Source organism: Flavobacterium sp. HBTb2-11-1 (assembly GCF_009826975.1).
Classification (GTDB): domain Bacteria; phylum Bacteroidota; class Bacteroidia; order Flavobacteriales; family Flavobacteriaceae; genus Flavobacterium.
In genome coordinates this window covers 108,508-122,644 of the sequence record NZ_WUMO01000011.1, presented here as the reverse complement: position 1 = coordinate 122,644, position 14,137 = coordinate 108,508, and the positions used below count along the sequence as shown (strand labels likewise).

The following is a 14,137-nucleotide window of genomic DNA, read 5'->3' as shown; positions in this document are numbered from 1 at the left end:
TTTTAATTAATTAAGTAGTTTGAAATATGCTATAAAAAAAATTATAACAAACAATTTCTCAAAATAGTTACCGGATGCTGCGCCTCACGACTTGTACCATCATAAATTTGATGACGACAGCTTGTTCCTGCAGCGGCGATTTTTACATTTTCAGCCGTGGCACGCACTTTTGGAAATAATGTATCCTCACCCATTTGCATGCTCACTTGGTAATGCTCTTTTTCATAACCAAAAGAACCCGCCATACCGCAACAGCCGGAATTGTAAATCGTAACTGTATTATTTTTTGGAAGATTCAACATGGCAAAAGTCGCTTCAACAGAACTCAACGATTTCTGGTGGCAATGTCCGTGAATTTTAATCTCTTTAGTTTCTTTTGAAAAAGAATCGGCTGTGATTTTACCGTCTATAATTTCTTTTTTGAAAAATTCTTCGATTGTAAATGCATTTCTAGATAGTTTTTCTGCAGCTTCTTTATCATCGGCCAAACGAAGATATTCATCTCTAAAAGTCAAGATAGCCGAAGGTTCAATTCCGATTAAAGGCGCGTTGGCTAAAACCAAATCTTTAAAAACATTTACATTATGATTCGCAATCTTTTTCGCTTCTTCTAAAAATCCTTTTGAAAGATAGGTTCTTCCACTTTCTTCATGATCGACAACCAAAACCTGATAACCCAGTTTCGTTAATAATTCGAAAGCATCAATTCCAATATTTACGTCGTAATAATTGGTAAATTCATCTACAAACAGATACAATCTTCCATTAGGAAAATCAGTTGTTGCAGGTTTATTGTTTTGATACCATTTTCTAAAAGTCTTTTTCGCTAATAACGGAACTTGTCTTTCAGGTGCAATTCCCATTGTTTTTTTAACCAAAGATTGATTAGAAATAAAATTTGTAATCGACGGGAATTTACTTCCCATTTTATTCAATTTGGCGTTGTTAGCAAAAATCTTGTTTCTAGTCGAAAATCCGTTTGCTTTTTGGTATTGGTATAAAAATTCCGCTTTTAGAGTGGCAACGTCAACATTGCTCGGACATTCACTAGCACAGGCTTTACAGCTTACGCATAACTCAAAAACTTCGTATAATTCTTTCTGGTCGAATTTATTTTCTTTTTCAGAATACGTCAAATATTCACGTAATGCATTTGCTCTTGCTCGAGTCGTTTCTTTTTCATTTCGAGTTGCACGATAACTCGGACACATTGCTCCTCCTGCCGATGGCATTTTTCTACAATCGCCAGAACCGTTACACTTTTCGGCAGCTCGCAAAATTCCCAAACTGTCTGAGAAATCTTGAAACGTTTTAATGTCGGGTTCTACTCTACCCGAAACTACACGATGATTTTCATCCATTTTCAAGGCGTTGACAATCTTCCCGATATTTAAAACCGAATTCGGGTCAAATGCCAATTTTAACCTTTTCAGCAATTCGTAATTTTTATCGCCAATCATAAACGGAATAAACTCTCCTCGCACAATTCCGTCGCCGTGCTCACCGCTTAACGAACCTCTATATTTTTTCACCAAATGCGCTACTTCTGTCGCAATGGTTCTGAATAATTTTAAGTCAGATGTTTTCTTCAAATTCAAAACAGGACGCAAGTGCAATTCTCCCGCACCAGCATGCGCGTAATAAATCGCTTCCTGTCCGTGGCGCAACATCATTGCCGAAAACTCTGCAATATACGCTGGCAAATCGCTTAATTCTACCGCTGTATCTTCAATAGAATCGGCTGCTTTATCGTCGCCCACAATACTTCCTAAAAGTCCGAGACCCGCTTTTCGCAATTCGTTTGCTTTTTCAATATCGGGACCATAAATCTTTACGAGCGCATAACCAAAATTGTTTTTTTCTAAATCGGCAATTAAAGCATTTGCCTGATTTTCGGCATCTTCCAATGTATCAGATGCTACTTCAAACAGCATAATCGCTTTTGGTTCTCCAACCAAAAAGAAACGGTTTTTAATATGTTCGCGATTTGTTTTGGTACAATCCAAAATCGTGTCGTCGATCATTTCGCAAGTGTACAAATGATGCTTCATTGCCACGACAACAGATTCCAAAGATTCCTGAATCGTATGATAATGCGCCACAACCATAATACTGTGAGGTGGCGGTAAATCGTCCACTTTTAAAGTTACTTCGGTTGTAAAGGCTAAAGTACCTTCGCTTCCGCAAAGCAGTTTTCCAAGGTTTATTGTAGGTTCAGTTCCGCCAAACAATTCTGATCTTAGCAGAATATCAACCGCGTAACCTGTATTTCGTCTGTGAATTTCCGGTTTCGGAAACTCTCTTATAATTTCTTCCTGATTTTCTTTTACCGAAAGTTCGTCGTAAACGCTTTTGTAAATTTTATTTTCTAAAGAATCGCCTTTGGTTTTCTCGATAAATTCCGCTGAAGTCAATTCGCCAAAAGCCACTTCGGTTCCGTCGCTCAAAATCGCTTTTACCTCAGCAATTTTGTCACGCGTAACGCCGTATCGAATCGAAGTTGTTCCAGATGAATTATTTCCCACCATTCCGCCAATCATTGCGCGGTTTGATGTTGATGTAATTGGTGCAAAGAAAACGCCGTAAGGTTTTAAATATAAATTCAATTCATCGCGAATAACACCTGGCTGAACGGTAACTGTTTTTTTCTTGGCATCATAACCCAATATTTTGGTAAAATGTTTCGAAACATCAACCACAAGTCCGTCGCCAACAGCTTGTCCTGCCAATGAAGTTCCAGCAGTTCTTGGCGTAATCGAAATATTATGTTCTGCCGCAAAGCGAATTAACCTGCTGATATCTGCTGTAGATTTAGGCAAAGCCACCGCATTTGGCCGAATCCGATACACCGATGCATCTGTCGAATAAAGTGTTTTATGAAGATCATCGTATAAAAGTGTGCCTTCGAGTTCGCTGGCTAATTGCTCTAAATGAGATTGGGTCAACATATTAAATGGTGCTTTTTCTTTAAAATAATTCCTCAAAAATTGAGACAACAAATATAAAGATATAGCAGTTTAAAATGTACAAAATGGGAATTTATCTAAACCTCAGCCTCGCATTTTTATAAAATTAAAGTCGAATTCTATAAACGCTCCCAATATCGAAATCGTAATTTTAAGAATTTACATTTTACGGCTTTATTATCATGGAAAATTTCGTTCAGGACGTCTTTAAACACTTAGAAAACTATTATTACAGCATTGTCGATCTTACGCCAAAATTTATTCTGGCGATTCTGGTCGTTTTAATTTCATGGTTTATTGCGAGCCGTGTTGGCCTTTTTGCTGGAAACCGACTCAAAGCCAAAATGCACGATCGCCTTTTGGCAGTTTTTATCGCCCGATTAATTAAATCGGTTTTAATTATTATCGGAATCTTGTTTATTTTCCGAATCATTGGTCTCGAAGGCGTTGCACAAAGTATGCTTGCTGGCGCTGGAATCTCAGCTTTCGTTATTGGTTTTGCGCTGAAAGATATTGGAGAAAATTTCCTTGCGGGAATTCTGCTCGCTTTCAAACGTCCGTTTTCTATTGGAGATATTATCGAAAGTAACGGCGTAAAAGGTGAAGTAATCAACCTCAACCTGCGTGATACCGAAGTAAAAAGCGATTCTAAGATCATTTATATTCCGAACGCCCTTCTTATAAAAAACACTTTAATTAATTACAACAGCGAAGGTTTTCTACTTCAGACTTTCACAGTCGGACTAGAATATGGTTCTGATTATACACGCGCCATCGAACTCGTAAAAGAAGTTCTAGGCAACAGCGAAGAAGTAACCGAAAAAGACCACGAAAATGCCGCCGTAATTACCGATGTCGCCGCTGCGGGTGTTATTCAGTTGAATGTTCGCTATTGGGTTAAAACTGCATCAACGATTCAAAATTCTGAATGCCGTTCTAAGATTATTGCAGCGGTTTTGAAGAAATTGAAGGAGAATGGGTTTGTGTTGAAATAAGGTACAAAGACCCAAAGTTGCAAAGTGACAAAGGTTTCTCTCTAAATAAATTGTCATCTTGAGTGATCTTATATCCATCGAAAAAGGCTCATAAAAACATAAAAAACGATTGTAGCGGAGTCGAAGGCTTATGGAAACAAAAAATTGACATAACAAATTTCCCCAATCTTGTCATTTCGACGGAAGGAGAAATCTTCGTATGCTGAGCACGTACTGTTGCGGTTACTTGCGAAGATTTCTCGTTCTTCGAAATGACAAACTGTATGGAAATCTCACTGAGTTTACCTTTTCTCAAAATATCGTTTTATATTTACTGCGGAGAGATGATTTAGTGCAATAAAGCATTTTAAAAATATAATCTTTTTCTTACTTAAAATATTTTTTGATATCTTTACAATCCTAAACACAAAGAAATATGATATCAAAAAAACTTTTGCCCGTGCGGTATGGTGGCGGTATTGGAAACAACTGCAACGCACTTTGTGGCGTAGGACACCTTAGCTGTGCGGGTTCTTTTCCTAAACACAAAGATTATGAGTACCAACACAATTTCAAAACAAACCGAAATCAAGCTTTTGAATTTTTTCAACGACAGAATCGATCCTGTTGAAATGGCTAAAACATTAAGGCAGGTAAATTTTACGCTCGCTTTATGTGTTTTGAGCGAACATGAAACATTTCAAAGCGAAATCATCAAATTAAGAGACAGTTTTTATTGGCTCAATGAATTAGCAGAAACTTTAAATCCTTATTTGGAGTTGGAGTAGAATTTAAAAAGAAAAAACTCGATTTCTTAAGTCGAGTTTTTTTTCATTAATTAAGATAACAATTGTAATGGTCTTTCGAGTTATTTCAAACTAGCTTCGGAGAAGCGAAATATTTATAGCCATTTTGATTCGTCGTCACAAAAGCTCCAGTGGAGCGACATATTTAAACATTAATATTCCATCTCTTTTGATTTTTTGTTAATTATTCCAATTAGAAACAATAAAATCTCTTTTTTCTAAATTTATACGCAAATAAATCCCATTTTAGCGTTTCCAAATTAATTGCGTTTTTAAGATTAGTTGAAATGAATAAAAATATAAAAGCTCTCTATGAAATTGCTCAAAAAGAGACTCGAAAAATACTAGGTTTAATGTCGGGAACTTCTCTTGACGGACTCGATTTGGCTCTTTGCGAAATTTCGGGCGAAGGTGGAAATACGGTTGTCAAAATACAACAATTTGAAACCATCGATTACAACGACGATATTAAAACCGAAATCAGAAAAGTATTTGCGCAGAAAACAATCGATTTTCAGCATTTGGTTTTATTAAATGAATGGATTGCAAACCTTCACGCAGGAATGATTAATGATTGTCTTGCTAAATGGAATATTCCCGCAACAGAAGTCGATTTGATTGCTTCGCACGGACAAACAGTTCTTCATGCTCCTAAATTTTTACATCAGCAGGAAAAATTTCCAAATGCTACTTTGCAAATTGGCGACGGCGATCATATTGCGGTAAAAACAGGAATTATTACACTTTCTGATTTCAGACAAAAACACGTTGCTGCGGGTGGCGAAGGCGCTCCTTTGGCGGTTTACGGAGATTATTTGTTATTCAGCAAAAAAGGAGCAAACCGAATCATGCTCAACATGGGCGGAATTGCCAATTTTACTTATTTGCCCGCTTCACAAAATGCCGAGGAAGTTTTTGTAACCGATACCGGAACAGCAAATACTTTAATTGATATTTTCACGAAACAATTTTTCCCTGAAAAAAGCTTCGATAAAGATGCAGAAATCGCAAAAAGCGGCACTGTAAATCAGGAACTTTTAAACGAATTAAAAAGCGATGCTTTCTTCCAGAAAAGCTTTCCAAAAACTATTGGTCAGGAATTATTTAATCATGATTTTGTGAATTCGGCTTTGGTAAAATTAGGATTACAGAATATTTCGGCACCAGATTTGCTGGCCACTTTAACACGTCTGAGCGCAGAAACGATTGCCGAAGCGGTTTTGTTTGTTGTAGAAAATACTAAAACTCCAATCGAAGAGTTTACAGTTTATATGTCTGGCGGCGGCGCTCGAAATCCGTTAATGGTGAAGTGGTTGCAGGAATTATTATCTTGTAAATTTGAAAAAAGCGACATTCTCGGAATTTCAGGCGATGCCAAAGAAGCAGTTTTGTTTGCCGTTTTGGCCAATGAAACTGTTGCTGGCGGCAATTATAATTTTGGTTCACAAAAAGGAATTCCGTCAGTAACAATGGGGAAAATTTCTTTCCCAGATTGAAAATAAAAAAAATAGCCACGAATTCACGAATTATTTTTTAAATACTTTGCGTAAAATAAAATTCGTGAATTTGTGGCAGAAAAAAAATTAAGCCTATTTTTGGTTTTTGTTTAAAAAGATTGAAATGCATAAAAATCAGCACTTATTATACTCTATTATATTTTTATTTTTCTTTGGATGGAAATCTGTTTCTCAGGAAAAAACAATGCATCCAAAAAATGAATTTAGAGGTGTCTGGATTGCAACGGTTGTAAATATCGATTGGCCAAAAACAGCAACAGACAACGTAGAAAAAGAAAAAGCTGATTATCTTGAAATTTTAGAAGCCTACAAAAAACTAAATTATAACGCTGTAATTGTTCAGGTTCGAAGTGTGGGTGATGCTATCTATCCATCTGAATTTGCTCCTTGGTCACGCTTCTTGACTGGAAAAGAAGGTTTGGCCCCAAATCCGTATTACGATACTTTAGCTTGGATGATTGAGCAGGCGCACAACCGCGGATTTGAATTTCACGCTTGGTTAAATCCGTATCGTGCCACTTTCGACTTAAATAAAAATCTTCTAAGTCCAAATCATGATCTTTTTAAGCATCCAGAATGGATGATTGAATACGGCGGAAAATATTATTATGATCCTGCTTTGCCTGAAGTTCAGGCACATTTAACAAAAGTGGTGAAAGAAGTCGTTGATAAATATGATATCGACGCGATTCATTTTGACGATTATTTTTATCCGTACGCTGTTCCAGGAAAAGTTTTTAACGATTCTGCATCTTACAAAAAATATGGAGCAGGTTTAAGCCTCTCCGATTGGCGTCGTGCGAATGTGAGCAACTTTGTGCATGCGATTTCCAATACAATCAAAGAAAGCAAACCTTGGGTTCAATTCGGAATTAGTCCGTTTGGGGTTTGGCGAAACAAATATCAAGATCCAAGAGGTTCTGAAACGCAATCTACTTCAAATTATGATGATTTGTACGCCGATCCGATGCTTTGGATGGATCAAAAATGGATCGATTATATTCTGCCGCAATTGTATTGGAGCATGAACAATACTAGAGCTTCTTATTCTAAATTGGTAAAATGGTGGTCGGAAAATGCTAATAACACAGCCATTTACATCGGGCATGCTACATATAAAATTAGAGCTGACGGCGATAAAAACTGGAATTATATGACTGAAATTCCAAATCAGATTGATTTTTTAAGAACCTTTAAAAATGTTTCTGGAAGTGCTTATTTCAGTTCAAAATGGTTTATGGGCAAAAACTTTGATGTGGTTCGCCATTTAGAAGAAAATCAATATAAATATCCTGCACTTCCTGCAGCGGTTCCAAATTTAAAACATGTTATTATCGATACTCCAAAAGTTTTGGAATATAGTAAAGACAGCATTAAATATAATTTCACATTCCAAAGTCCGCTAAATACAAAGGTTCGCTATATGGTGGTTTATGGAGGCGAACATGTTTCGAAAATCGATATTAACGATGCTACAAAAATCATTGAAAAAGTAACCATAAAAGAAGTTGACGGCAAAATCAATTTTGCTATTGCCGCCGGCAAACTAAATCTTTACAAAGCCTGTGCGGTAACTTTTATTGATTATTATGCCAACGAAAGCACACCAACAGCTATAGACCTCAAAAAACCATTTAAAAACTATACACCAAATCAGCCTAATGAAAACAGATAACAAACCTTGGTTCTGGATTCCGCTTCTTAATTTTGCATCTGGATTACCGTATGCCATAATTATTTCGGTTTCGGTAATTATGTACAAAAATTTAGGAATTTCAAATGAAGACATCGGAGTTTATACCAGTTTATTATATCTTCCTTGGGTGGTAAAACCGCTTTGGAGCCCGCTTATTGAATTAATCGGAACCAAGAGAAAATGGTTTTTATGGATGCAGTTAATAATTTCAATTGCCTTTTTATTGGTCGGATTAACGATTCCCACAAACGGTTTCTTCATGATGTCATTAGCTATATTTTGGGTTGCTGCCTTTGCATCGGCTTCGAATGATATTGCGACTGACGGTTTCTATTTATTGGTTTTGCCAGAAGACAAACAATCTTTCTTTATCGGAATCAGAAGCACTTTCTACAGACTTTCTATGCTCGCAGGAAATGGTTTGGTAGTACTTTTTGCAGGATATTTGGAACATAAATATGGCGACAATACAAAAGCTTGGTCTTATACGATGATTTGTGTTGGTTTATTGATGACATTTATTACCGCTTACAATTTCATTTTTACACCAAAAAATGAAATCAATGCCGTTAAAACCGAAAAAGAAACTCCTCATCAAAACTTCGGAACTATATTTATCAGTTTCTTTAAGAAAAAACAAATCGGATTAATTCTGACTTTTATCTTGGTTTTCAGATTAGGAGAATCACAATTGCTAAAAATGTTAAGTCCGTTTTTGCTTGATAAAAGAGAATTGGGCGGAATGGGATTAGACACCGAAGCTGTTGGAATTATTTATGGCACTTTGGGAATTTTTGCTCTTACCGTTGGGGGAATTTTAGGAGGTATTGCAATCTCTAAACACGGTCTTACGAAATGGATGCTTCCAATGTTTTTGGCGATGCACCTTCCTATACTTGGTTTTATTGGTTTAGCTCATTTTCAGCCACAAGAGCTTTTTCATCTTCATATAAATTTATATTTTTTCGAAATAAATTCCCCATTAAATCTTTATACTTGCATAACGGTTGTTCTTGAACAATTTGGTTATGGTTTTGGATTTACAGGTTTTATGATGTATTTAATACATGTTGCAGAAGGAGAATCAAAAACAGCACATTATGCACTTGCAACTGGTTTTATGGCATTAGGAATGATGCTTCCGGGAATGTTAAGCGGTTATATTCAGAAATTTTTAGGCTATCAAAACTTCTTTGTATGGGTTTTAATAGCTACAATTCCAGGTCTTATTTTATCACGTTTTTTAATATTCCCAAAAGATTTTGGGAAGAAATCAGAAGAAGTTTAATCCCAAATCAAACTTTAACCTATGGAAATCAATGAGAATTTGCAGAACGAACGAAATCTGAAAGGATCAGAGTTCGAAAAAAACGGAAATCTTGAAAAAGCGATTGAGTTGTATGAAGAAAATGTTGCAGAAGGCTTTAAAGGAAATCATCCTTACGATCGATTAGCAACAATCTACAAAAACGAAAACGATCTGGACAATGAAATCCGCGTTTTAGAAAAAGCAATTGTGGTTTACGAAATCATCACAATTGAAGACCGATTGGAAGGATTGCCAAAACTTTTCCGTTTTAAAAACCGATTGGAAAAAGCGCTTGAAACTAAAAAACAATTGGCTAAACAAAAGAAGGCAAAGTTGAAATAATTTTTACCATTAAGACATTAAGTAATTTAACCCAAGCTTTATGAACTTTCTTGTTGAAAAGAATAAAATAAAGTAAAACTAAGACGCTAAGCTTAATTTTCTTTTACCTCGAATAGGTTAAGCAATTTAAGCCATAGCTTTATGAACTTAATGCCTTAATGTAAAAAACAAGATACCTAAATTTATTTGACATGGTTACTTTAAAACGCACTAATTCAGACGATACCGATTTTATAAATCTGGTTGTTTTGTTAGATCAAGATTTAGCGATTCGAGATGGCGAAGATCATGCGTTTTATAATCAGTTTAATAAAACCGACAAAATAAAACATACAATCGTGTATTATGAAAATGGAATTCCTGTTGGCTGCGGCGCTTTTCGCGAAAAAGAACCAGATACGACAGAAATTAAACGAATGTACGTTCGTCCAGATCATAGAAAAAAAGGAATCGCTTCTGCCATTTTAGCAGCACTTGAAATCTGGGCAAAAGAAGTCGGTTATACTTATACGATTTTAGAAACCGGAAAAAACCAACCGGAAGCCATCAACTTATATCAAAAATTAAATTATAGCATAATTCCTAATTATCCTCCATACGAGAAAATGGATAATAGTGTTTGCATGAAAAAGACTTTATAATAATGAAAATTACCGCCGAAGCATTACGACAAAAAATAGGACAATTTTTCTTTCCAGCAGTATTCATCAATGATACTGAAGAAAATATTCAAGAAACCGAACGCCTTATAAAAGAACATAATATTGGCGGACTGACTTTTTTTCACAGCCGTGCGAGTGCTGCAACCAATTACGAAAGCAAGAAAAAAGTAGTTTTTAATGATGACAGCTATGATAAAATCAAAGCTTTGATCGTACGTTATCAAAAAGCCGCTTCTACTCCACTTTTAATCAGTATTGATGCGGAATGGGGATTGGCCATGCGAATTGAAAAAACACCGCAATATCCGTATGCGATTACGCTTGGCGCTTTGCCAGAAAACAAAGCCAATTTGGTATACGAAGTTGGAAAACAAATCGGTTTAGATTTAAAAGCAGCCGGAATTCAGTATAATTTATCGCCTTTGGCAGACATCAACAATAATCCAAATAATCCCGTTATTGGTTATCGCTCTTTTGGTGAAAACAAAGAAAAAGTAGCCGATTTTGCTATCGAATATTTAAAAGGAATGTCAGAAGTTGGCGTTTTAGGCTGTCTAAAACACTTCCCTGGACACGGAAATACTAATGTCGATTCGCATTTAGGATTGCCTGTTTTAAAACAAACTTTGGAAGAATTATTAGATAACGAATTATATCCATTCATTAAAGGAATTGAAAACAATGTCGATTCGATCATGATCGGACATTTATCGGTTCCGAGTTTAAATGACGGAAAAGATATCTCAGCAACTTTGTCAAAAGCAATCATTCAGGGTCTCTTACGTGATAAATTAGGTTATGATGGTTTAGTAATTTCTGATGCTTTAAACATGCACAGCGTTTCTAAATTGTATGAAACCAAAGGTCAATTAGAATGGGAAGCTTTTAATGCTGGAAATGATATTTTATGTTTCGCCGAAAATGTTCCTGAAGGAATTGAAGCGATTTATAAAAATGCTTCGCCAGACCGTATTTTTGAAAGCTACAACAGAATTATGAAAGCCAAAGAAAAAGCCGGAATTCTTTCTGGAAACACGGCTGTTTCAGGCGACTTGAACTTCGAAAAAACATCAAATTTAAATTTTGAAATTGCTCAAAATGCTATTACTAAAATCATCGATAACGGAATTTCTGATTTAGCTTTTGAAGCTCAGAAAAACAGCAAATTAGCCAAACTGAGCTTATATAAAAATACCGAGAACACATTTTTCAAAACTTTAAATGCAAAATTACCTTCACCAGAATTTGCTTTTGAAAATTTAGAAACTTCGGATATTTCGACAATCAAAAAAGAATTAGAAAATTTTGATACCATTTTAATTTCATTGTTTGTTCCAAAAGCAAAACCATTGCACAATTTCGAAGTTAATAATGAAGTTTTTGAATTGCTTTCTGAATTATTACAGACCAAAAAATGCATTGTTTTTGTTTTCGGAAATCCATACGCATTGCCTTTAATTCCTAACTTGAAAAAAGCTTTAGGATTAATTCAGGCATATCAGGATTTTGAAGAATTTCAAAAAACAGCAGGAGTTCAATTTTTAGAAAAAAATATTTCCAACGGCGTTTTACCAGTAAATATTGACATTCAATAAGTTAAAATATTAAATAGTCAAAATTTATCAACTTATAAATATTTATAATCACATCTTATTGTAAGAACCTGTACTTATGCCCTACTTTTGCACCAAATAAATTTTTAACGTAAAACGAATATTATGTCTTTAGTAGGAAAAAAATTCCCAAGTATTGCAGTAGATGCTATCTCAGAAATGGGTGACAACTTAAAAATCAACATTTTTGAAGAAGCAGTAAACAACAATAAAAAAGTACTTTTATTTTGGTACCCAAAAGATTTTACTTTTGTATGTCCAACTGAATTACACGCCTTTCAAGCTGCATTACCAGAATTCGAAAAAAGAAATACTATCGTAATTGGTGCTTCTTGCGACACAAACGAAGTTCACTTTGCTTGGTTAAATACTCCAAAAAACAATGGTGGAATCGAAGGTGTTACTTACCCAATCTTAGCTGATACAAACCGTAACTTAGCTAACATTTTAGGTATTCTTGATATCGAATCTACAAGCTACAGCGAAGATACAGATTCAGTTATCATCGAAGGTTCAAACGTAACTTACAGAGCTACTTACCTAATTGACGAGACTGGAAAAATTTTCCACGAAAGCGTAAACGATATGCCATTAGGACGTAACGTAAACGAATACTTAAGAATGGTTGACGCTTACACGCACATCCAAACTAAAGGTGAAGTTTGTCCTGCAAACTGGGAAGCTGGTAAAGAAGCTATGACTGCAGATAGATTAAGCACTGCTGAATACTTAAGCGCTAATTAAGCTGCTCAGATACTAAGGTTCTAAGTTGCTAAGTTTTTAAACTTAACTTTTGAATCTTAAATACAATTCTACAATAAAAGTCAAGAGATTCTAAGATTAAACTTAGATCTTAGAATCTCAATGACTTAAAAAAAAATCAAAATAAATCCACACAAGTTATTCGGTTCGAGAGCAAACTTAGCATCTTAGAACCTTAGCGACTTAGTGTCTTAAAAATAAAACTTATGTTAATCGACTTAAACGAAGATACGTTAGCAGATTTAGTTGCTAAAAACGAAAAAGTAGTAGTGCAATATTCAGCATCATGGTGTGGAAATTGCCGTATTATGAAACCAAAATTCAAAAAATTAGCCACAGAAAATGAAGCTATCACTTTTGTTTTGGTTGATGCAGAAAATTCTCCTGAATCAAGAAAATTAGCTAATGTGAGCAACTTGCCAACATTTGCAACTTTCGTAAACGGACAATTAGTGGGCGAAACGCAAACTAACAAACAAGAAGTTTTAATCGATCTTGTAAACGCAATTGTTTAATTTTAGATCGTTAGACTAACTTAGATTTTTAGACTTCTTAGAAGTTGTCTACAAACTAAAAAAGGTCTAAGAAGTCTAAGAATGTCTAAAAATCTAAGAAGTCTAAACTATGAAATTACCAGTAATTAAGCATTTAACACAATTCATCGAAGAAAACGATCAGGATTATATCATTGAAACGATCGAAGTTCTAGAAGCGATGACGGAAATTCCTTCTCTAAAAGACGAAGAATTAGATGTAATCGGTGAATTGATTTCAAATATGTATGGCGCCCTTGAAGTACAAAAATTAGTTGCTCAAGGAACAGACAAAAAAGAAGCTTTAAATACGTTCATGAAACGTGTTTTAGGTTCAATCGATAAGTAAATCGACCCCTTCCCAAGAATAAATAAAAAAACAAAGCTGAGAAAGCGTTTCTAATTTAGGGACGCTTTTTTTAGTTTACAGTGTTCAGTCGCAGTTTTCAAGCAATCTTTGTCAGGCTGAGCGGAGTCGAAGCCCACGTAAAGCAAATCAAAAATCTACATTCTAAAATTTAAAATAATTTGGGCGAGCCACCATCCCGATAAAAGGGCTAACTCACTTTGCGCATATACGCCCTTTTATCGGGATGCTGTCGGGCTATCCGCGCTACTTCGGTAGCCAGCTCCTATCCCTCTCGCGGATAAAAGGTTTCAAAAACGTTTCGATTTATCTAGATATTAAACACAAATCAATTGCCTCCAGCTTTAGCTGGAGGTAAGCAAACATGCGTTAAAAAGGCTTTAGCCAAACTTAAGCATTTGGCTAAAGCCCTTTACAGTCAATTATAAAACCTCCAGCTAAAGCTGGAGGCAACTAAAAGTTGCAATACTCAACTTAAACACACTTCTTTACTTTGACTTTGCTCAGCCTTACAGACATAATAAATCTAAAATCTATTCTCTAAAATCTAAAATTATTAGATAAATTGATGAATTCGTGGCTATCCAAAA

General features: G+C 35.3%; 12 protein-coding genes. 11 read left to right on the top strand and 1 reads right to left on the bottom strand.

Annotated features, from left to right (window positions below; genetic code table 11):
* Positions 1-41 precede the first annotated feature (41 nt).
* Entirely contained in the window at positions 42-2,948 is a 2,907-nt protein-coding gene (locus GR162_RS20240; RefSeq protein WP_160783605.1) for an FAD-binding and (Fe-S)-binding domain-containing protein, read from the bottom strand.
* A 200-nt stretch (positions 2,949-3,148) separates the two neighbouring features.
* Between GR162_RS20240 and GR162_RS20235 the strand changes: the two genes are divergently transcribed.
* The 11 genes from GR162_RS20235 (at position 3,149) to GR162_RS20185 (ending at position 13,529) form a co-directional block, all read left to right on the top strand.
* Entirely contained in the window at positions 3,149-3,961 is an 813-nt protein-coding gene (locus GR162_RS20235; RefSeq protein WP_160783604.1) for a mechanosensitive ion channel family protein, read from the top strand.
* Between the two features lie 533 nt (positions 3,962-4,494).
* Entirely contained in the window at positions 4,495-4,728 is a 234-nt protein-coding gene (locus GR162_RS20230; RefSeq protein ID WP_008462042.1) for a hypothetical protein, read from the top strand.
* Positions 4,729-5,033: 305 nt separating this feature from the next.
* Complete coding sequence (locus GR162_RS20225) at positions 5,034-6,242, top strand: anhydro-N-acetylmuramic acid kinase (protein WP_160783603.1); 1,209 nt, start codon at positions 5,034-5,036, stop codon at positions 6,240-6,242.
* A gap of 124 nt (positions 6,243-6,366) precedes the next feature.
* Positions 6,367-7,938, top strand: a complete 1,572-nt coding sequence (locus GR162_RS20220; RefSeq protein WP_160783602.1) for a glycoside hydrolase family 10 protein — start codon at positions 6,367-6,369, stop codon at positions 7,936-7,938.
* A complete protein-coding gene (locus tag GR162_RS20215; protein ID WP_008462038.1) occupies positions 7,925-9,247 on the top strand; it encodes an MFS transporter in 1,323 nt (440 codons plus the stop codon). Before GR162_RS20220 ends, GR162_RS20215 begins: the two co-directional genes overlap by 14 nt.
* 21 nt (positions 9,248-9,268) lie before the next feature.
* Positions 9,269-9,610: a hypothetical protein gene (locus GR162_RS20210; RefSeq protein WP_008462036.1), complete on the top strand. Its 342-nt coding sequence runs from the start codon at positions 9,269-9,271 to the stop codon at positions 9,608-9,610.
* 191 nt (positions 9,611-9,801) lie between these two features.
* Entirely contained in the window at positions 9,802-10,251 is a 450-nt protein-coding gene (locus tag GR162_RS20205; RefSeq protein WP_066032493.1) for a GNAT family N-acetyltransferase, read from the top strand.
* 2 nt (positions 10,252-10,253) lie between these two features.
* Entirely contained in the window at positions 10,254-11,867 is a 1,614-nt protein-coding gene (locus GR162_RS20200; protein ID WP_160783601.1) for a glycoside hydrolase family 3 protein, read from the top strand.
* A gap of 123 nt (positions 11,868-11,990) precedes the next feature.
* Positions 11,991-12,629 (top strand): peroxiredoxin, encoded by a 639-nt coding sequence (locus GR162_RS20195; RefSeq protein ID WP_008462031.1) that lies wholly within the window; start codon positions 11,991-11,993, stop codon positions 12,627-12,629.
* A 224-nt stretch (positions 12,630-12,853) separates the two neighbouring features.
* Positions 12,854-13,162: a co-chaperone YbbN gene (locus GR162_RS20190; protein WP_008462030.1), complete on the top strand. Its 309-nt coding sequence runs from the start codon at positions 12,854-12,856 to the stop codon at positions 13,160-13,162.
* Positions 13,163-13,271: 109 nt separating this feature from the next.
* Positions 13,272-13,529 carry a hypothetical protein gene (locus GR162_RS20185; RefSeq protein ID WP_008462029.1) on the top strand — a complete coding sequence of 86 codons (258 nt, stop codon included), beginning with the start codon at positions 13,272-13,274 and terminating at the stop codon, positions 13,527-13,529.
* The last annotated feature ends 608 nt before the right edge of the window (positions 13,530-14,137 follow it).